We start from the raw sequence: 18,880 nt of genomic DNA, 5'->3' as shown, positions 1-18,880 counted from the left end.
AGGAATTCAAACATGAGTGTACACATTGGAGCTCAAGAAGGACAAATTGCAGAAACGGTATTACTTCCAGGGGATCCGCTTCGCGCCAAGTATATCGCGGAGACGTTTTTAGAAGACGTCGAATTATATAATGAAGTTCGTGGGATGTACGGCTTCACAGGTACGTACAAAGGAAAACGCATCTCGGTCCAAGGAACAGGGATGGGTGTGCCTTCGATGTCGATTTACGTGAACGAACTCATCATGTCGTACGGTGCAAAAAACTTGATCCGTGTCGGAACTGCCGGCGGAATTCAAGAAGATGTCAAAGTGCGTGATGTCGTCATCGCGATGAGCGCATCAAGTGAGATGGGGCAAAACCGTGTACGCTTCAACGGAATGGACTATGCACCAACAGCGACGTTCGACCTCCTACATCGTGCGTATATGAATGCAGAGAAAGCCGGCATCCCGGTCAAAGTAGGACAAATCTTCACAGCGGACCAATTCTATCAAGATGACTTCCACCACTTCAAGAAGTGGGCGGACTTCGGTTGCCTCGCAATCGAGATGGAAGCAGCGGGTCTTTACACGCTTGCGGCGAAACATAAAGTAAACGCGTTGACAATCCTCACAATCTCTGACCACTTGTTGACAGGTGAAGAGACGACTTCAGAAGAGCGTCAGACGACGTTTGATGAAATGATTCGTGTCGCTCTCGATACAGCGGTTGAAGTGACGAACTAAACAGTTTTCCCTACAGTCTTTGGCTGTAGGGATTTTTTGTGTCCAAACCCATTCATCCCTATGAAACGGTTGGAGCTCCAGCTAGACTAAGGATAAGATACCGAGAAAGAGGAAATGTCTAATGAAAACTCCATCACGTTTTATATTATATGCAATTGTATTTTTTGCTTTTTTTGATCTGTTCGCCCAACTTCCAATCATGAGCACATTTGCGTTATCCGTTGGGGCATCTTCATTTATCGCTGGTTTTTCCATCGCAATTTATTCGTTGACGAACACGTTTGGAAATGTGCTGTCCGGTATATGGACTGACAAGAATGGTCCATATCGCGTATTGGTTCTCGGTTTGTTTCTGACGAGCTTAAGTTTACTCGCTTACCAATTCGTCGACTCGCCATCCATATTACTGCTTGTCCGGTGTGTCCACGGCTTTATGGCTGGACTGATCGTCCCGGCTGCGTTTACCTTGTCTGCGAACATCACAGCAATGAATCGTCAAGGGAAGAAAGTCGCCATCACCAGTAGTTTCGTCGGATTAGCGGCCATTATCGGTCCTGCGTTCAGTGGAATTGTCGCCAGTATCACATCACCACCGACCGTCTTTTTATTTGTTTCTTTATTCGGCTGGGTGATTCTGTTCGTGACAATCGTAACGATGCGACGGAATCAAACGGTGGATTCGAAGAAAGATACCCATACAGCAACGATAAAACCAGACCTGAAAGTGATTCGAGCCTATTGGGGGGCATTCTTCCTCATGTTTTCCCAAGGGGCACTTGCGTTTTTGTTACCGGTTCATGTGCAGGAGCTTGGCTATGATTCACGATTGAGTGGGACGTTGCTCAGTATGTTCGGCGTGGTCGCCGTCTTATTCTTTTTATTACCGACGAACCGATTGTTCGATCGATTTTCATCGACCAAATTGACGGCACTTGGGGTGGCGATTATTGGGACGTGCCAGATGTTAATTGGACAAGCAGGTGTACAAACGAGCCTTTATGGGGTACTTGCCTTATATGGTGTCGGGTTTGCGATTCTTTTCCCGGCCATCAACACATTGTTGATTCAATCAACTTCTCCTCAAAATCGAGGAAAAGCATACGGGGCGTTCTATGCCTTTTTCTCTCTCGGTACGGTAGCGGGATCTTCTTTTTTAAGCGCTCTGCCACTTTCAGTCGTCGAGCAGTTCACGCTAACTGGTTTGATTTTATGGGGGGCGAGCCTCCTCTTTCTTGTCAGTGTGGTAAAGGGAAGACGGATATTTTGACACGATAAAAGTAATGTATTACTCTATGGTTAAATGTTTAAACATTTAAACGGTTAGTGCAACTTGCATCGATGAAAGCGTTTTTTTGATTCGCTTTTCACTCGATGATAAAATGAAATCAATGTGATGAATCATAAGGAGGAAAGTTCATGCTGGCACCGATTGAACAATTGACGATTGACGAGCTTGTTCAGAAGCAACGTCGTTTCTTTAAAACACAGGCGACGAAATCAATGGCATTCCGTTTAAGTATGCTGACGTTTTTGAAGGAATCGATCAAGCATCATGAAGCGGACTTGCTAGAAGCCCTTAAAGAGGACTTGAACAAGTCGGAAATGGACGCATATACGACAGAAATCGGATTCATTTATGACGAGATTTCCCGGACGACACGCGAATTAAAACGATGGATGCGTCCGAAGCGTGTGCGTGGAACTGCCATCCATCTTGGAATGAAGAGTGAAATTCAATATGAGCCATACGGTACGGTATTGATCATCGCTCCGTGGAATTATCCGTTCCAACTAGCGGTCGCACCACTCATTGGTGCCATTGCCGCGGGAAACACAGCGGTCGTCAAACCTTCAGAACTGACACCGAACGTCGCGCGTGTCCTGACACAAGTGCTAGAACGTGCTTTCACCGATCGATATATAGCAAGTGTCGAAGGGGATAAAGACACAGCCCAAGAGCTCTTGAATCAAAAATGGGACTACATTTTCTTTACAGGTTCGACGCAAGTCGGTCGAATCGTGAATAAGGCGGCAGCAGAACATTTAACACCCGTCACACTCGAACTCGGAGGAAAATCACCTGTCATCGTTCACGGAGATGCGAATGTCTCCATCGCAGCAAAACGTGTCGCGTGGGGGAAATGGATGAACGCCGGGCAAACGTGTGTCGCGCCAGACTATGTGCTTGTACATGAATCGCAGCAAGAAGCATTTTTAGAGGCAATCAAACAAGAGGCGTTTGCGATGTTCGGGAACGGTGTCGGTACGAAACGATACACGCGTATCGTCAACGAATCGCATTTCGACCGTTTGTCTCACTATTTGACGGAAGGTGAACTTGCTTTTGGCGGGGAAACGAACCGGGATGAGCTAAAAATTGCACCGACTGTCATGACGAATCTCGAAGAAGATGCTGATGTGATGAAAGACGAGATTTTTGGTCCGATTTTACCGATTATTCCTTATCGTCAACTAGATGAAGTGATCGAGTTCATCTCTGACCGGCCGCATCCACTCGCGCTCTATCTCTTTACGGAATCGAAAGATGTGGAAAGAACGATCATGAAACACCTCTCCTTTGGAGGAGGATGTGTGAACGATGTCATCATGCATTTGACGAACCCGAATCTCCCGTTTGGTGGAGTGGGTGAGAGCGGTATGGGTGCCTATCACGGACGTACGAGCTTTGAGACGTTTAGTCATGCGAAGTCTATTTTGAAAAACACGACAAAATTTGATTTACCAGTCCGGTATCCGAACTTCAAACCGGCCGAACAATTGATTCGATTGATTCAACGATAAAGCTATAGAGAGACTCGGTACGAATGCCGGGTCTCTTTTTTTGAAAAAGATTGTTTGAAATGTCACATACTTTTCTGATACTCCCTGTCACACTCCTGTATAATAAAGTCATAACTGGAACGTACGAATGAAACGTGGAGGGAGCACCGACCTATGTCAATGCAATGTGGAACGACCCAACCGAACAGTTTTGTATTCTCAGATGAAACGAAACAATTGCTACTGGAAATGATGACGATTCAACATCATCCGAAAGCGAGTATCGTATGTTGGGAAGGTGAAAAGTGTGATAAGTTCTTTTACTTGAAGAGTGGTTCTGTCAAATTCACAAAAATCACGAAAAAAGGTAATCCACTCGTCATGTTCATGTATGGGGCGGATGATTTCTTTGGCGAGTTTGACATCGTGGAAACGTTCCCTAGTTCGTATAGCATCGAGACGACTGAAGAGAGTACGATTGGAACCATTTCAAAACGTGAATTGGAATCGCTCATGCAACGAGATATCCGCTTTGCCGGAGAAATTTTACGATGGACGTCCATGATGCGGAAGCATTCAGAAATGAAAGTACGGGACTTATTATTGTATGGAAAACCAGGAGCGCTGGCTTCAACCCTACTTCGCATGGCAGCTATGTCCGGCGTGGAAGAGGAAGATACGATCGTCATTCCTCGTCATCCGTCTGATGGAGAACTCGGACAATTGATCGGGGCACCGCGTGAGACGGTGAATCGATTAATCAGTCAATGGCGAAAAGAAGGAGTCATCAGTACGACAACCAAATCGATCGTCATCCATGATGTTGATTTTTTAAAAGAGCTTTGTCACTGCGAAGGTTGTCCTGCAGGAATATGTCGTTTATGAACCGCCTCATGTGAAGGCGGTTTTTTTGTGACCTATTTTTATGGAAATGTGAATTTTGTGTGTTGAAACTACGCAAAATTGATGTGATTGTCACTTTTAGAGTGATAAATATCACATATTATCCACTAGGCGATTGCATACAATGAAAGTGGAAAAACAACCGAAAGGGGTCTTACACGTGGAACATAAAGATGGGCAAGAACCAAACCTAAAAGGAACGTTTACATCGGTCATGATCGTTGCAGGTGTCATCATCGCCATGTGGTCATCAGTCTTTTACTTATTCGTCACACGATAAACATGTAGGGAGGAGGGTCTCATCGTGCATATTCATAAACTAGAAAAATATTGGCTTACATTTGGTATTATCCTACTCGCGGTCTTCTTGACTGTTCTCGGGGTATCGGCATTCGCGGCAGGGAACCAGCCAGCATCGGATGCGGATTTGATTGACCCGGCCAAAGTAAATCAGACGGCTCCATTCGACAAACCAGGACTTCATCAAATTGGTGAGAATGAATACGAACTCGTCATGATCGCACAAGCGTTTACGTTCACACCAGGGAATGTTGAAATTCCAAAAGGCGCAAAAGTAACATTCCTTGTGACGTCACCTGACGTTGTCCACGGATTCCAGTTGACAGGTACACCGGTCAACATGATGGTTGTCCCTGGACATATTAACTCATTGACGTACACGTTCGAGGAAGCTGGCGAATTTTTGATTCTTTGTAACGAATATTGTGGGACAGGGCATCACATGATGTCGACTAAAATCAAGGTGGTGGAGTAAATGAACGACGTATCATCTAAACTGAAACAATGGGAGATGGAGCGAGGGGTTCCTGTTCCAAGTATCGGAGCGAAAGAGGCGCGTCTTGCGTACGGTCACGTTCTCGTATCAATTCTCGCCGTCTTGATCGGTGCGTTGGCCGGTTTGACACAGACGCTAATTCGGACCGGAGTCATTCCTGAAATCTTTGGATATTATCAATTACTAACGGCTCACGGTATTATGCTCGGGATCGTCTTCACGACGATGTTCATCATCGGTCTCTTATATGCGTTGCTTGCGAAGTCGTTCGGTCGTTTTGAATCATTCCCGACACGTGTCGCTTGGCTCGGTTTTTGGACGATGATTATCGGTGCCGTCATGGTAACGGTCATGATTTTGGCCAACAAAGGGACAGTATTGTATACGTTCTATGCACCGCTCATGGCAGATCCTCTCTTCTATGTCGGACTCGTCCTGTTCGTAGTCGGAACGTGGTTGTCGTCATTCGCGATGTTCCGTATGTATGCGGACTACAAACGCGACAACCCAGGCGTTCATCCGCCGCTCCCGGCTTACATGAGTATTATGACGATGCTTCTATGGGACATTGCGACACTCGGTGTCGCAGCAACGATTCTGTTCCAACTCCTTCCTCTCTCGTTAGGATGGACAGATACCGTCGGAATCGAATTATCACGTACCTTGTTCTGGTACTTCGGTCACCCGCTCGTTTATTTCTGGCTCATGCCGGCATACATTGTATGGTATACGGTTGTGCCGAAAGTCATCGGTGGGAAGATCTTCTCGGATGCGTTGGCGCGTATGGCGTTCTTGTTGTTCTTACTCTTCTCATTCCCGGTCGGCTTCCACCACCAGTTGACAGAACCAGGAATTGAACCGTTTTGGAAGTTCGTTCAAGTCATCTTGACGTTCTTGGTCGTCATCCCATCGTTCATGACAGCATTCTCGCTCTTTGCGACGTTCGAACTTCGTGGACGTGCGCTCGGCGCGAAAGGGTTGTTCGGTTGGGTGAAGAAAATGCCGTATGGCGATGTTCGTTTCCTCGCACCATTCGTTGGGATGCTATTCTTCATTCCTGCCGGTGCAGGTGGGATCATCAACGCGTCTCACCAATTGAACGCGATGGTTCACAATACGCTTTGGGTCACAGGTCACTTCCATATCACAGTCGGAACGGCTGTCGCCTTGACGTTTTTCGGAACGGCATACTGGCTCGTACCAGTACTTCGTGGTCGCACGTTGACGAAAGCGATGAACAAGCTTGGATTGATTCAAGCAGGGACGTGGGCGTTCGGTATGGCCATCATGTCATATGCGATGCACATTTCAGGCTTGAATGGTAACCCACGTCGTACGGGTCCAGCAACTTACTTCTCGGATGCATTGACGCGTGAATGGATTCCGTACCACGTCATGATGGCGATTGGAGGAACGATTTTATTCATCTCGGTTCTGATCTTCGTCTACTCGATGTTCAACTTGTCATTCCTCGCTCCAAAAGGCGAAGAGGAATTCCCGCTCGCTGAGACAGAAGAGGCGGCTATGGATACACCGCGCTATTTCGAAAACTGGAAATTGTGGATTACGGTAACGTTCGTCTTGATTGCATTTGCATACACGGTTCCAATCTGGCACTTGATTGAGAGTGCGCCTCCTGGAGCGCGTGGTTGGGTACTCTGGTAAACTAAAGTCAGCTCATACGTGAGCTGACTTTTTTGTGTGGGGAGGAACGATATGAACGTATTAGACGTCATCCATGAAGCGCGTTCGATGCATTCAGCCAATCGCCCGTTTGTCGTGGCGATTGATGGATTGAGTGGAGCGGGCAAGACAACGCTCGTCTCGCGTTTGAGCGAAGAGCCGACTATACTTGTTCTTCACATTGATGACTATATTGTCGAACGAGACAAACGCTATGAGACCGGACAGCCTGAATCGACCGAGTATTACGCACTTCAATGGGACGTGTCGCGTCTTGAGAACGAACTGTTCCGTCCTTTAACAGAAGGGGTTAAGGAGTTAGCATTACCGCGATACAATCATGAACGAGATGTCATCGTTGAAGAAGTAATCGATGTGTCATCTGCTTATACCATTGTCGTCGAAGGGATTTTTCTACAACGACCGGAATGGCGACCATATTACGATTACGTGATTTATCTCGACTGTCCCCGCGAGGTTCGGTATGAACGGGTATTGAATCGAGATACATATCTCGGCGTCCCGGAGGAACGGCTTGCGAAATACAAGAGGCGCTATTGGCCAGGGGAAGATCTTTATCTTCAACTCGTCGACCCGAAAAGAGGAGCAGATATCGTGCTCTGACTGAACGTTTCAACATCTGATGTACGCGTCAGGTGTTTTTAATTTGGAGAAAATTTGAAAAAATGATTGACGTCAAAGTGTATTATGCTAATAATACAGTTAGAAAGTGTATTAACTATGTCATACACTTAGAAAGGTGATGAACATGCAATTCAATACGAGGGCACCGGTTTACCTACAGGTCGTCGATTACTTCAAAAAGAAAATGGCGCTCGGTGAATTGAAAGCCGGGGATGAGATGCCATCTCGGCGTGAGCTTGCGAATGAATTAAAAATTAATCCGAACACGGTTCAAAAAGCGTTCAAGGAAATGGAGGACCAACAATTGATTACGACCGAACGAAATCGACCGAGTCGCGTGACGACAGATCGAACGGTATTGGCACAAATCCGCTCTGAGATTGTAGATGACGCGGTCGCCGTATTTGTGGAATCGATTCAAGAGCTTGATGTCTCGGTGGACGAGCTTGTCGAGAAAATCAAACGACAGTACAAGGAGGGAATGTACGATGATCGAAGTGTTGGGAGTTAAAAAACGCTATCGGCGGAAACAAGTCATTGAAGACGTGTCGTTCACAGCGAATAAAGGTGAAATCACGTGTCTCATCGGCTTGAACGGTACGGGGAAGTCGACGTTGTTGAAAGGCATCATGGGATTGACACCTTTCGATAAAGGTTCGGTATTGATCGATGGGAAACCGATTGATTTGAATCGTGTCGCCTTTATCGCCGACCATGCGATGTTCCCGATTCACTTTACAATCGAACAATGTGAGGCGTTCATGAAAGATTTTTATCCGACATTTGATTCGGCATTATTTGCCCGTCTCGTTGATGATTTCAAGTTGTTTCCGGAAGATAAGTTGAGCGAGTTATCGAAAGGGACGCTCGCGAAAGCGAACCTCGCACTCGGGATTGCGCAAGACCCGGATTATTTATTGCTTGATGAACCGTTCTCAGGAATCGATGTCTTCTCAAAAGAACAGATTGTCGAACTATTTTCGAGCGAGGTCATGGAGAATCGTGGCGTGCTCATTACGACACACGAGATTGAAGATATCGAGTACTTGATCGACAAGGCCGTCATGTTGAATAACGGAAGAATCGTCCGTGAGTTTGATGTCGAAGATGTCCGTTTCATTCACGGGAAGTCCATCGTCGATGTGATGAGAGAGGAGTACGGGGCATGAATCTATTGAAACTTTTGAGTTGGGAAATCGAGCGTGTCACAAAACCGTTCTTGATGTTAGTTACTGGCCTCCTCGTCGTCCAGTTTGGGTATCTCGGTTACTTTTTATGGGACGAGACGAACTTTTATGAACAGTTGCGACGTGAAGGAAACGCGGACTATCAATTGTCATTTGCAGACTACCTTGGAGGTACGCCTTATCTCTTGTCGCTCGGCATTGCAGTCGCGGCGATGTTATTATACAGCGCCTGGATTTGGTATCGCGATTTTCAAGGACGAGGGACGTTTATGCTCCGACTCCTGACGATGCCACAAAAGCGCATGACTTTGTTTTTCGCCAAACTCGCTACAATTTTAATGATAACGTTGGGGCTATTTTCCATTGAATGGATTGCTCTTAAGTTACAATACATAACGTTCACGAGTTGGTTTGATGAAAAGATGATACCGATGAATGGATCATTTGAACGAGCTCTATCTTTCAACGGAATATTGGGCATGATGTATCCTACTTCAGCTATCAACTTTGTCATCCACCAATTATTTATTGTCATCGTCGTCCTATTCGTTTTCACATTTGTGTTGATTGAACGGAGTTTTTGGCAACGGACGATGTGGTCACCGGTACTTAGCTTATCGATTCTAGTTGTCATCTTGAACATTCCGATTTTAGGCTACGCGTTCCTGTCGAATCGACTGATTTATAATGAGACAATCATTTACGTCGGTGTGGTATTGGTCGTCTGGGCAAGTGTGACGATTTGGCTTAGTCGAAGATTTTTACAGACGAAATTAAATGTGTGAGGTGATAAAATGAAGCGAATGTGGAATGTGGCCGCGCTCGGTGCGGTGATCGTGATTGGGCTTGGGACGTTTGCCGTCGATGCGATGGAGCCGAAAGCGGAATGGGCGTTAAACATCAGTTCGAATCCATCTGTTTGGAAAGACAAGGTCGTTGAATTTGGTTATAACACAGATGACGATGTCGCTCAAAGGTTTGAAGTCACTTCTGATGAGAGTCGTGTCACTTCGGATTTAAATTATATCGCTGAAGGAATTCGTTATCGAGAAAGTTTGAATGAGAACGAACGCTTGATGCACCGAAAAATGAACGGATTGACGTTTGCGCAATCAATTCAAATGAAAAATGGATTCATAGGAATTGGCCAAAATAGAAATGAAGAGCTCATAATCTTTAATCAGTTAGATGGAAAAGAGATCACGACTTATACGTTCGATGCCAAGGATCGTCAAATTTATGAGATCTTGATAGGTGTATGGGCCGGTTTGTTCATGTCCGATGGTCAACTCAATTTGATTTATCAGGAAGGCTTTGATGGAAATGAAACGACAATGCTTGCAACATTCAATCAAACGATGGATGACGTCACTGTCAAAGAAATAAAGATGGAAAATGGATTTATCACGCACGTAAGTGGAACAAGTCGTTTTTATGAGACAAATGGATCTCCGTCCAAGTTCGAAACACGCTATGTCCCAGTCGGCGTCAGTGCCTATGAGACAATTAGAGAAGGGGAAGAGACGTACTATAGTGGAATTACGATGCCGGGGCAATTCGCTTACGATACGGAAACAGGACAAGTTGTCCAGTTGGCAGGAGACCAAGACTTTTGGGACTATTCAGTGTTCGAAAATACATTGTTCACACTAAATGCGGATGGCGAAGAAACTGTCATTGATTTAAGTACCGGGAAGCAGATGACTCGGAAAGTTCTCGACTCAGTGGATCACGCCTTCTATGCAAATGGTCGCCTGTACCAAACGCGCCAAGCGAAAGATGGTGTCATCATCGATGTATACGAGGATGGAAAACAAATCTCAAGTGCAGCGGTTACACCTGAAAACGAGGAAGCGCAAGCGATGCTTGATCAGGTTGACGTATACGTTAGACAAAAATAAGCAAAGGGCCGCGGCCCTTTGCTTATTTTGATGGTTTCGGTATGATGACGCCTTCTTCTAAATCAAGCAACAAGTCAATCAGTTCCGCGCAGAACTCCGGAAATTGCTCCAAAAAGGCACCGGGACCGACTTCATCCGTAAAGTCGATATATAGGTCGGCCACGTTTCCAGACATTTTCGCAGGTAAGGCGAGGAACGCCGAACCGAAGCGCCAGCTGCCTCGGATGTCGAGTAACTTTCCGAGGACGAGGTCGCCGGTCTCGCGTTCTTCCGGTAACTGAACAGCGTACGTCTCTTTTGACTCCCAGTCTTTTAACTGACCGTTTTCCGTCACTTCAAAGATGCTGCAGCGCGGGACGGCTAGTCCACGGAGTGCGTGATAAAGAGCAGGTGACATGTCGCCCTTATGATCAGCCAAATAGCGACCGTGGGGCGTCATGCCATCTTCGTCCGTTTCAAAGAAGACGGCCCAATCAATGAAGAGGTCACGGAAGAGCTCGGCATCTTTTAAATGCCATGTCCCTTCTGATGCGATTTCTTGAATATAGTTCGTCCATTGTGTGCTTCGCGCAAGAGCGGCTTGCTCATATAACTTTTTCAGTTCGGCAAGCAATTCGGACTCTTCGACGAGCAAAGGGAAGGGAATTACTTTCCGGTCTTTTTTCATCGGCGCGGTCCTCGCTTGTTCGCAGGGCGTTTGACGACAGGAGGCTTCTCCTCAATTCGTTTCTCGATCACATCGCCACGATAAATCTCGAGTTCTTTCAATTCGACACCGAGTTGACGCGCGAATGATTTCAAGTGTGGTAAATCGTCCGTCGTCACGAGAGAAAGAACGGTCCCGCCTGCGTTACCGCGAGCCGTACGGCCTGAACGGTGGATGAAGTCATCGATGGATTCCGGTAAGTCGAAATGGACGACGTGCGTCACATCTTCGATATCGAGCCCGCGTGCCGCGAGACCTGTCGTGATGAGGAGCGGGTATTCGCCTTTACGGAATTCACGGAGTGTCTCGACGCGTTCGCGCTTTCCTTTCAAGCTGTCGAGCATGCGGTAGTCCACTTTCAACTTTTCAAGCTCCCCACGAAGTGGTGGCAAGAACGAGCGGTTATTGATGAACGCAAGTGCTTTCACGCCATCGACGTGTGAAAGACGGCGTAACAGTTCTGGTTTGTAGCGACGCGTCGTCAACAAGTAACCGTATGTCACTTGATCGCTGACAGCACGTTCGATTTTGATATGTGCCGGCTCGTTCATGAACGGTGCCGACCACTCTTTGAGTGAATCAGTGAGTGTTGCCGAGACGAGTGCAAGTTGACGCTCATGTGCAGTATGCTTGATGATGCGCTCAGCCGCCTCTGTCAAACCGCTATCGATGATTTGGTCGGCTTCATCGAGAATGACGGTATGTGTCTCATGGAGCTTCAGCTTTTTCTTATCAATCAATTCGACGAGACGTCCCGGTGTCCCGACAATCAAATGAGGCTTTTTCTTAATCCGATCGATTTGACGTTTCAATTCGACACCGCCGATAAACGAGCCGATGCGGACATCGCCTTTTTCGGTGAAACGTTGTGCGACCTGTTGGATCTGCATGACAAGTTCACGAGTTGGAGCGACGACGACAACTTGGATTCGGTCGTTCGATGGATCGATTTTTTCAATCGCTGGGAGCAGGTAAGCGAGTGTTTTACCCGTTCCGGTCGGTGCCTCGATTGTCACGTCTTTTCCATCTAATAGTAGGGGAAACGCTTCTTTTTGGACCGGCATCGGCTCGTTAAAGCCCATCCGTTCCCACGTCTCGTTAATAAAAGGTTTTGTAAAATTCATAATAGGTCTCCTTATCTTTAGGCAAAAACAAAGGAAGCGAAAGCGCTCCCTCGTCAAATATAGCGAACATGCTCCTGGCCATCTTCCATTGAAGAACGTAACGTCTGTGTATACGTTTGACCGTCTTCGATGAGTTGGATGTGGGCATCCGCGCCTTCTGCTGTCAATTCAACTTTCTCAATCGTGAATCCTTGATAAACGCGATACTGTAACTCGGACGTCATTTTCTCGAACGGTTTCAGTTCCGGATGTGTCGTGATGACATGGATTGGACGCGACAAAAGTCCGGCGAGTAATTGGTCGCGATAATCGATAAAATCTTCGTTCTCGATGTCATCGTCAAAGCGAATCCAAAACCCTCCATCTTCAAATTCTGTGATAAATCCATCACGCTTTTCACCGGCTTCGTCGACCTTCAACGAGATGCGATCGCCGACTTGAAAGGCGTGGCTTGGTGTTAATGGTTCGTACGTCATGAGTAGAACCCCTTCCTCTTATACAATGTTCTGCCTTCATTGTGTCTGATACGACACAAAAATTCAAGTTCTAACCGAGTGATGTGAGATTTATCACCCACAAAACTGTATAGTTCGTCACAGAACAATCAAATTAGTACAGATCATAGTTCAACCTTAATGAAATAGGATTCAGCTGTTTCAAACTATATAATTAATCGAATATAACAGTTTGTAAAACGCTTTCAAAAACGGCTATTTCATCACGTTCATAAGATTGTTACAAGTTTCACAAGACTGTAAAACATATTGTTCACGTTTTCACGTACACTCACAGTATAGATAACACGCAATTACTTTCGAGAATGAGGAGTGAATCAACATGGCAACCGAAATCAAATCCGCATGGTCAGGTTTTATCCCTGGTCAGTGGACGAATGAAGTCAATGTCAGTGAGTTTATCCGTTTGAACCGTCATGAATACACAGGGAACGATACGTTCTTAGCAGGTCCGACAGAAGCGACAAACGTTCTTTGGAATCGTGTGATGGAACTGACAAAAGAAGAGCGTGAACGCGGAGGCGTTTGGGACGTTGATCAACACACACCATCGACAATCGTGTCGCATGGACCAGGTTACTTAAACAAAGAGTTAGAGAAAGTCGTTGGCGTTCAGACGGATGAGCCGTTCAAACGTTCGATTCACCCAAATGGCGGGATTCGCATGGTGGATGCCGCACTCGAATCATATGGTTTCGAACCAGATGAAGAAATCACAAAAATTTATTCAGAGATCCGTAAAACACATAACCAAGGTGTCTTCGATGCCTATACGCCTGAAATGCGGGCCGCTCGTAAATCAGGAATCATCACAGGTCTTCCGGATGCGTACGGTCGTGGACGCATCATCGGTGACTATCGCCGCGTCGCGCTCTACGGAATTGATTTCTTGATGGCAGAACGCAAAAAAGACTTGGCGAAACGAGGTGGATTCTTATCTGAATCAGACATCCGTGACCGGGAGGAAATATCGGAACAACTTCGTGCCCTCCAAGAACTCAAACAACTCGGAGCCGCTTATGGATTTGATCTCGGTCGCCCTGCGGAAAACACGCAAGAAGCGTATCAATGGGTGTACTTGGCATACCTTGCTGCGATTAAAGAACAAAACGGTGCCGCGATGTCACTCGGTCGCGTCTCGACATTCCTTGATGTGTACGCTGAACGCGACCTTGAAGCTGGTCGTTTAACAGAGTCAGACGTTCAGGAAATCGTCGATCACTTCATCATGAAGCTTCGAATCGTTAAGTTCTTACGGACACCTGACTATAACGAATTATTCTCAGGTGACCCGACTTGGGTAACGGAGTCAATCGGTGGGATGAGTGAAGATGGTCGCTCGAACGTCACGAAGAGCTCGTTCCGATTCTTACATTCACTCACAAACCTCGGTCCTGCTCCAGAACCAAACTTGACGGTCCTTTGGTCGACGAAACTTCCAGAAGGATTCAAACAATACTGTGCGAAAATGTCGATTGAAACATCGGCGATTCAGTATGAGAATGATGACTTGATGATGCCACAATTCGGTGATGACTACGGCATCGCATGTTGTGTGTCACCGATGAAGATCGGGAAACAAATGCAGTTCTTCGGTGCGCGTGCCAACATGGCGAAAGCCCTTCTTTATAGCATGAACGGCGGACGTGATGAGAAGAGCGGCGCTCAAATTGCTCCAGCTTGGGAAATGAATACAGAAGATGTGCTCACGTACGAAAAAGTATATGCCGACTTTGACCGTACGCTCGATTGGTTGGCAGAGCTATACGTCAATACGCTCAACGTTATTCACTTCATGCATGACAAATATGCGTACGAACGCATCGAAATGGCGCTTCACGATCCAGAAATCTTACGGACGATGGCTTGTGGGATCGCGGGTCTCTCCGTAACGGCAGATAGTCTTTCAGCAATCAAATATGCGAACGTCAAACCCGTTCGTAACGAAGAAGGAATCATCGTCGACTTCGAAACGGAAGGCGACTTCCCGAAATTCGGTAACAATGACGACCGTGTCGACGCGATTGCCGTAGAACTCGTCGAATCGTTCATGGAAAAAGTACGGAAACATAAAACATACCGTGACGCGCTTCATACGCAATCGGTCCTCACCATCACATCGAACGTCGTCTACGGTAAGAAAACAGGGAATACGCCAGACGGTCGCCGTGCTGGTGAACCATTCGCTCCAGGTGCCAACCCGATGCATGGACGGGATACGAAAGGTGCGGCTGCATCGCTCTCATCTGTTGCGAAACTTCCATTTGAACACGCACAAGACGGGATCTCATATACGTTCTCAATCGTACCGAAAGCACTTGGAAAAGAAGAAATCGCACGCGAACTCAACTTGGCGGCACTTCTCGATGGGTATATGAGTGGAGAGCACAAAGGACACCATTTGAACGTCAACGTCTTCAACCGCGAGACGCTTCTCGACGCAATGGAACATCCGGAAGAGTATCCACAACTCACAATCCGCGTATCTGGATATGCGGTCAACTTTATCAAGTTGACACGTGAGCAACAGATTGATGTCATCAACCGTACGTTCCACGGTTCGTTGTAAGTAAAGGCTTAGCGGCCTTCCACGGAGGGCCGCTCATTCGTTAGGAGGTCATTTCGATGACAATGGGATATGTACATTCGGTCGAATCATTCGGAACAGTTGACGGCCCTGGTATTCGCTTCATCGTCTTTTTACAAGGTTGTGCGTTACGTTGCCTCTATTGCCATAACGCGGACACGTGGGATTTCAAAAAGAATAACCACCGCTCGGCTGAAGACGTCATTCAAGAGGCGCTCAGTTACCGACCGTTCATGGAGGCATCGAACGGCGGCATCACCATCTCAGGTGGTGACCCACTCGCGCAACCTGAATTTTTAGAGGCATTACTGCGTGAAGCGAAAAAGTATGGGCTCCATACGACACTCGATACGTCCGGTGCTCTCCGTCCTCCTAACTTGGATGGGATTTTAGATCACACCGACCTTGTCTTGCTCGATATCAAGCATATCGACGACGACATGTGTAAAAAATTGACGGGACGTAGCAATGCCAACACGCTCGCGCTTGCCGAACACCTTTCCGAGCGCGGAACGAAAATGTGGATTCGCCACGTCCTCGTCCCTGGATGGACGCTTGAAGAAGGGGCGCTTCGTCGCACCGCCGCGTTCATTCAAAAATTAGACCATGTCGAGAAAGTTGAGATTTTGCCTTATCATGAGATGGGCGTCTATAAATGGGAGGCGCTCGGACTCGATTATCCACTCAAAGGTACGAAACCCCCGACGTCTGATGAAGTCGAATGGGCGGAAGGAATCTTGCAGGGAACTGTATAAAAAACAAGCGCAGGCCGCTCGGCCTGCGCTTGTTTTTTATATTTAGAGATTAGATAAAGGTTTGGACAATCAAAAATATATTTAATGCGATGACAATCGCTGTGATACCCCATCCAATCCATGTCGTAAAACGATGATTCACAAGCCCGCCCATTAACTCTTTATTACTCGTAAAGAGAAGCAGAGGGATGAGGGCGAATGATATACCGAAAGAGAGAACGACTTGACTCCAAACGAGAGCGTTTGACAAGTTGACACCGGAAAGAATGAGTAAGAGTGGAGGAGCCATCGTAATCACACGACGTATATAAATCGGAATATGCTTTTGAATGTACCCTTGCATGACGACATCCCCGGCCAATGTTCCGACAGATGCACTTGATAATCCGGAGACCATTAAGCCGATGCCAAATAACATGGCAATTGGTGATCCTAAAAAAGAGTCAAACTGCTGGTGAGCGATTTCTAAATCGTTTACGAACATCCCATTCTTATAAAAGACGGCAGCTGCGATAATCAACATACTGGCATTGATTGCGCCAGCGAGGACCATTGCGATTGTCACATCAATTCGTTCAAATTTCATGATGCGTTTTCGTGCTACCGCATCTTTTCCCTTGATTCGCCGTTGTGTCAAAGCAGAGTGCAAATAAATAGCGTGCGGCATGACAGTTGCACCTAATATTCCGGCAGCTAATAAAATACTCTCTGTCCCGTCAAAACGAGGTATGAGGAGACCTGACAAAAGGGGTTTCACTTCGGGCTGAGAGCTAAACGTTTGAATGGCAAACGCAAGAGCAACGACGAGTAGCATCCCAGTCACAAGCGTTTCAAGTGGTCGATAGCCACGTCTTTGTACTTCTAAGATGGCAAAAGAACCGGCCGCGGCAAGTAGTGCTGCTTGAATGAGCGTTATATCAAACACGAGGTAGATCCCGAGTGCCGCACCAACAAATTCTGCCAAATCAGTGGCCATAATCATTAATTCGGCTTGAATCCATAAAAAGACTGCGGTCTTCTTAGAGAAGCGGTCACGACAAATTTCAGGTAAGTTTTTCCCAGTCGCGATTCCGATTTTAGCAGACAGCGTTTGGATTAATCCGGCCATCAAGTTTGCGATTAAAATTACCCATAAGAGTAAATAACCAAATTGAGAGCCTGCTGCAATATTAGTTGCATAGTTTCCAGGGTCGATGTATGCGACCGAAGCGACAAAAGCTGGACCTAAAAAAGGGAGAAGTGTATTTAGTTTTTGAGTCATCGAGCGATGTATTCGAATTAATTCGACTTCATTCAACATGACAGATCCTTCTTTCTTGCCTAATGGTTAATTTGTTTACTTAGGTAAACTTTTTAAGTATATGGCAAGTTTACGCCTGCCTAGAGAACCTGTCAAATTACAATAAAAAGGACTGCGAGCAGCTTCGCTCACAGTCCAACGAACTTATATCCGCCGTTTTTTCTTTTCTAATACCCGTGCTTGCTCTGCTTGCTTCTTCTCCATGTAGAGAAGCTCACGCCCGAGTTTGACGTAGCTTGCATAGCGTTTCGCATCTAACGTACCGTTCGTTAGCGCCTCTTGGACGGCGCAACCCGGTTCTTTATGATGAGAGCAGTCGCGGAAGCGGCATGTCTCGGCAAGCGCTTCGATATCACGGAACGTCTCATCGAGATGCTCGCTTCCTTCCCATAGTCCGAATTCTCGCATCCCTGGTGTGTCGATGACGTATAAGTCGTCGATTCGAAACAGTTCGCGATGTGTCGTCGTATGTTTGCCGCGCTCGTCCTGCGCCCGGACGGCTTGCGTGACGGCAAGTGTCTCGTGGGCTAGGGCGTTTGTCAGCGTAGATTTTCCGACGCCAGACGAACCGACGAAGGCGATTGTGCTTTCGCTCGGTAACGCGTGACGAAGTTCAGCCACACCTTCTCCCGTCACAGCACTGACAGGAAATACTTGAATTCCAGGTGCGTTTAGCTCAATGTCTTCGAGCAGTGTGTCGACCGATTCGACTTGGTCCGTTTTTGTCAGGACGATGATGGGGATTGCACCTGTGTCCCACGCAGCTAGCGTATAGCGCTCAAGGCGGCGGATGTTGAAATCGTGTCCGCATGCCATCGTGATCAAGACGTAGTCGACGTTCGCACAGATCAGTTGTTCACGCGTCTCGTTGCCGGCGGCCGCTCGTGATAGAACGGTCCGACGCTCAAGGAGATGGTGAATCGTACCTTGACCATGCTCGCGAACTTGAATCGTGACATAATCGCCGATGACCGGGTAATCTCGTTCGCTCGTCGCCGCATGTCGAAATTTTCCGGAAACCCCGCACATATAGGCGTTTTCTCCGATTGATACCGTATAAAGATGTTGGAACTGTGCCGTGACACGTCCCGTTTCAGTTTGTTGATTCAAAAGAATCCTCCTTTTAATGATGGAGGACGACAGCCCTCCGATTCGCTGACATTTGGTGACGTGCATGCATCATGTTGCTCATAAAACATCATCCTTTCATTGTTCGATAGCATCAGTGTACCACAGTTATTGGAAACGGTAACATCTCAGTCTAAAGACCG

19 protein-coding genes are annotated in these 18,880 nt (G+C 46.9%); 14 read left to right on the top strand and 5 right to left on the bottom strand.

Annotation, left to right across the window (positions count from 1 at the left end):
• The first annotated feature begins 12 nt into the window (after nucleotides 1–12).
• The 12 genes from deoD (at nucleotide 13) to KNO86_RS11695 (ending at nucleotide 10,622) form a co-directional block, all read left to right on the top strand.
• Nucleotides 13–726, top strand: coding sequence for a purine-nucleoside phosphorylase (gene deoD / locus KNO86_RS11750; protein ID WP_074033044.1), 714 nt, complete (start codon nucleotides 13–15; stop codon nucleotides 724–726).
• 121 nt (nucleotides 727–847) lie between these two features.
• A complete protein-coding gene (locus tag KNO86_RS11745; RefSeq protein WP_214696430.1) occupies nucleotides 848–1,993 on the top strand; it encodes an MFS transporter in 1,146 nt (381 codons plus the stop codon).
• Between the two features lie 149 nt (nucleotides 1,994–2,142).
• On the top strand, nucleotides 2,143–3,528 hold the full coding sequence (locus KNO86_RS11740) for an aldehyde dehydrogenase (protein WP_214696428.1): 1,386 nt from the start codon (nucleotides 2,143–2,145) through the stop codon (nucleotides 3,526–3,528).
• 153 nt (nucleotides 3,529–3,681) lie between these two features.
• A complete protein-coding gene (locus KNO86_RS11735) occupies nucleotides 3,682–4,392 on the top strand; it encodes a Crp/Fnr family transcriptional regulator (RefSeq protein ID WP_214696427.1) in 711 nt (236 codons plus the stop codon).
• 178 nt (nucleotides 4,393–4,570) lie between these two features.
• The gene (locus tag KNO86_RS11730) at nucleotides 4,571–4,690 is read left to right on the top strand and encodes a cytochrome c oxidase subunit 2A (RefSeq protein WP_224863290.1); all 120 of its coding nucleotides are present in this window, start codon (nucleotides 4,571–4,573) and stop codon (nucleotides 4,688–4,690) included.
• 24 nt (nucleotides 4,691–4,714) lie between these two features.
• Nucleotides 4,715–5,185, top strand: a complete 471-nt coding sequence (locus tag KNO86_RS11725; RefSeq protein ID WP_074033048.1) for a cytochrome c oxidase subunit II — start codon at nucleotides 4,715–4,717, stop codon at nucleotides 5,183–5,185.
• Nucleotides 5,186–6,871 (top strand): b(o/a)3-type cytochrome-c oxidase subunit 1, encoded by a 1,686-nt coding sequence (locus KNO86_RS11720; protein ID WP_214696425.1) that lies wholly within the window; start codon nucleotides 5,186–5,188, stop codon nucleotides 6,869–6,871.
• A 51-nt stretch (nucleotides 6,872–6,922) separates the two neighbouring features.
• Nucleotides 6,923–7,513, top strand: a complete 591-nt coding sequence (locus KNO86_RS11715) for a kinase (protein WP_214696423.1) — start codon at nucleotides 6,923–6,925, stop codon at nucleotides 7,511–7,513.
• Between the two features lie 139 nt (nucleotides 7,514–7,652).
• The gene (locus tag KNO86_RS11710; RefSeq protein WP_214696421.1) at nucleotides 7,653–8,045 is read left to right on the top strand and encodes a GntR family transcriptional regulator; all 393 of its coding nucleotides are present in this window, start codon (nucleotides 7,653–7,655) and stop codon (nucleotides 8,043–8,045) included.
• Nucleotides 8,023–8,703 carry an ATP-binding cassette domain-containing protein gene (locus KNO86_RS11705; protein WP_214696419.1) on the top strand — a complete coding sequence of 227 codons (681 nt, stop codon included), beginning with the start codon at nucleotides 8,023–8,025 and terminating at the stop codon, nucleotides 8,701–8,703. Before KNO86_RS11710 ends, KNO86_RS11705 begins: the two co-directional genes overlap by 23 nt.
• A complete protein-coding gene (locus KNO86_RS11700; RefSeq protein ID WP_214696417.1) occupies nucleotides 8,700–9,506 on the top strand; it encodes a hypothetical protein in 807 nt (268 codons plus the stop codon). The genes KNO86_RS11705 and KNO86_RS11700 overlap by 4 nt, the downstream gene beginning before the upstream one ends.
• A 9-nt stretch (nucleotides 9,507–9,515) precedes the next feature.
• Nucleotides 9,516–10,622 (top strand): hypothetical protein, encoded by a 1,107-nt coding sequence (locus KNO86_RS11695; RefSeq protein ID WP_214696415.1) that lies wholly within the window; start codon nucleotides 9,516–9,518, stop codon nucleotides 10,620–10,622.
• A gap of 22 nt (nucleotides 10,623–10,644) precedes the next feature.
• Here the strand turns inward: KNO86_RS11695 and KNO86_RS11690 are convergent, their stop codons facing one another.
• From KNO86_RS11690 to KNO86_RS11680, 3 genes are read right to left on the bottom strand one after another with little or no spacing between them, the layout of a single operon-like run.
• Nucleotides 10,645–11,289, bottom strand: a complete 645-nt coding sequence (locus KNO86_RS11690; protein ID WP_214696414.1) for a hypothetical protein — start codon at nucleotides 11,287–11,289, stop codon at nucleotides 10,645–10,647.
• Nucleotides 11,286–12,452 (bottom strand): DEAD/DEAH box helicase, encoded by a 1,167-nt coding sequence (locus KNO86_RS11685; RefSeq protein ID WP_214696412.1) that lies wholly within the window; start codon nucleotides 12,450–12,452, stop codon nucleotides 11,286–11,288. Before KNO86_RS11685 ends, KNO86_RS11690 begins: the two co-directional genes overlap by 4 nt.
• 53 nt (nucleotides 12,453–12,505) lie before the next feature.
• A complete protein-coding gene (locus KNO86_RS11680) occupies nucleotides 12,506–12,928 on the bottom strand; it encodes a hypothetical protein (RefSeq protein WP_214696410.1) in 423 nt (140 codons plus the stop codon).
• Between the two features lie 361 nt (nucleotides 12,929–13,289).
• Here KNO86_RS11680 and pflB point away from each other — a divergent pair, with 361 nt between their 5' ends.
• Both pflB and pflA read left to right on the top strand, forming a co-directional pair.
• Nucleotides 13,290–15,536 carry a formate C-acetyltransferase gene (pflB, locus tag KNO86_RS11675; RefSeq protein WP_214696409.1) on the top strand — a complete coding sequence of 749 codons (2,247 nt, stop codon included), beginning with the start codon at nucleotides 13,290–13,292 and terminating at the stop codon, nucleotides 15,534–15,536.
• 56 nt (nucleotides 15,537–15,592) lie between these two features.
• Nucleotides 15,593–16,309 carry a pyruvate formate-lyase-activating protein gene (pflA, locus tag KNO86_RS11670; RefSeq protein WP_214696407.1) on the top strand — a complete coding sequence of 239 codons (717 nt, stop codon included), beginning with the start codon at nucleotides 15,593–15,595 and terminating at the stop codon, nucleotides 16,307–16,309.
• 49 nt (nucleotides 16,310–16,358) lie between these two features.
• Here the strand turns inward: pflA and KNO86_RS11665 are convergent, their stop codons facing one another.
• Nucleotides 16,359–17,609 carry an Nramp family divalent metal transporter gene (locus tag KNO86_RS11665; protein WP_214696400.1) on the bottom strand — a complete coding sequence of 417 codons (1,251 nt, stop codon included), beginning with the start codon at nucleotides 17,607–17,609 and terminating at the stop codon, nucleotides 16,359–16,361.
• A gap of 144 nt (nucleotides 17,610–17,753) precedes the next feature.
• Complete coding sequence (gene rsgA / locus KNO86_RS11660) at nucleotides 17,754–18,719, bottom strand: ribosome small subunit-dependent GTPase A (RefSeq protein WP_214696399.1); 966 nt, start codon at nucleotides 18,717–18,719, stop codon at nucleotides 17,754–17,756.
• Between the last annotated feature and the right edge of the window lie 161 nt (nucleotides 18,720–18,880).

Source organism: Exiguobacterium sp. s160 (assembly GCF_018617575.1).
Classification (GTDB): domain Bacteria; phylum Bacillota; class Bacilli; order Exiguobacteriales; family Exiguobacteriaceae; genus Exiguobacterium; species Exiguobacterium aestuarii_A.
This window is presented reverse-complemented; position numbering and strand designations above follow the sequence as displayed.

What these genes read in the sequence shown, in the direction of transcription:
- pflB (WP_214696409.1), top strand. Translation starts at nt 13,290, where the DNA reads ATGGCAACCGAAATCAAATCCGCATGGTCAGGTTTTATCCCTGGTCAG.
- KNO86_RS11685 (WP_214696412.1), bottom strand. Translation starts at nt 12,452, where the DNA reads ATGAATTTTACAAAACCTTTTATTAACGAGACGTGGGAACGGATGGGC.
- deoD (WP_074033044.1), top strand. Translation starts at nt 13, where the DNA reads ATGAGTGTACACATTGGAGCTCAAGAAGGACAAATTGCAGAAACGGTA.
- KNO86_RS11735 (WP_214696427.1), top strand. Translation starts at nt 3,682, where the DNA reads ATGTCAATGCAATGTGGAACGACCCAACCGAACAGTTTTGTATTCTCA.
- KNO86_RS11720 (WP_214696425.1), top strand. Translation starts at nt 5,186, where the DNA reads ATGAACGACGTATCATCTAAACTGAAACAATGGGAGATGGAGCGAGGG.
- KNO86_RS11745 (WP_214696430.1), top strand. Translation starts at nt 848, where the DNA reads ATGAAAACTCCATCACGTTTTATATTATATGCAATTGTATTTTTTGCT.
- KNO86_RS11705 (WP_214696419.1), top strand. Translation starts at nt 8,023, where the DNA reads ATGATCGAAGTGTTGGGAGTTAAAAAACGCTATCGGCGGAAACAAGTC.
- KNO86_RS11665 (WP_214696400.1), bottom strand. Translation starts at nt 17,609, where the DNA reads ATGTTGAATGAAGTCGAATTAATTCGAATACATCGCTCGATGACTCAA.
- KNO86_RS11690 (WP_214696414.1), bottom strand. Translation starts at nt 11,289, where the DNA reads ATGAAAAAAGACCGGAAAGTAATTCCCTTCCCTTTGCTCGTCGAAGAG.
- KNO86_RS11740 (WP_214696428.1), top strand. Translation starts at nt 2,143, where the DNA reads ATGCTGGCACCGATTGAACAATTGACGATTGACGAGCTTGTTCAGAAG.
- pflA (WP_214696407.1), top strand. Translation starts at nt 15,593, where the DNA reads ATGACAATGGGATATGTACATTCGGTCGAATCATTCGGAACAGTTGAC.
- KNO86_RS11715 (WP_214696423.1), top strand. Translation starts at nt 6,923, where the DNA reads ATGAACGTATTAGACGTCATCCATGAAGCGCGTTCGATGCATTCAGCC.
- KNO86_RS11710 (WP_214696421.1), top strand. Translation starts at nt 7,653, where the DNA reads ATGAACATGCAATTCAATACGAGGGCACCGGTTTACCTACAGGTCGTC.
- KNO86_RS11695 (WP_214696415.1), top strand. Translation starts at nt 9,516, where the DNA reads ATGAAGCGAATGTGGAATGTGGCCGCGCTCGGTGCGGTGATCGTGATT.
- KNO86_RS11700 (WP_214696417.1), top strand. Translation starts at nt 8,700, where the DNA reads ATGAATCTATTGAAACTTTTGAGTTGGGAAATCGAGCGTGTCACAAAA.
- KNO86_RS11680 (WP_214696410.1), bottom strand. Translation starts at nt 12,928, where the DNA reads ATGACGTACGAACCATTAACACCAAGCCACGCCTTTCAAGTCGGCGAT.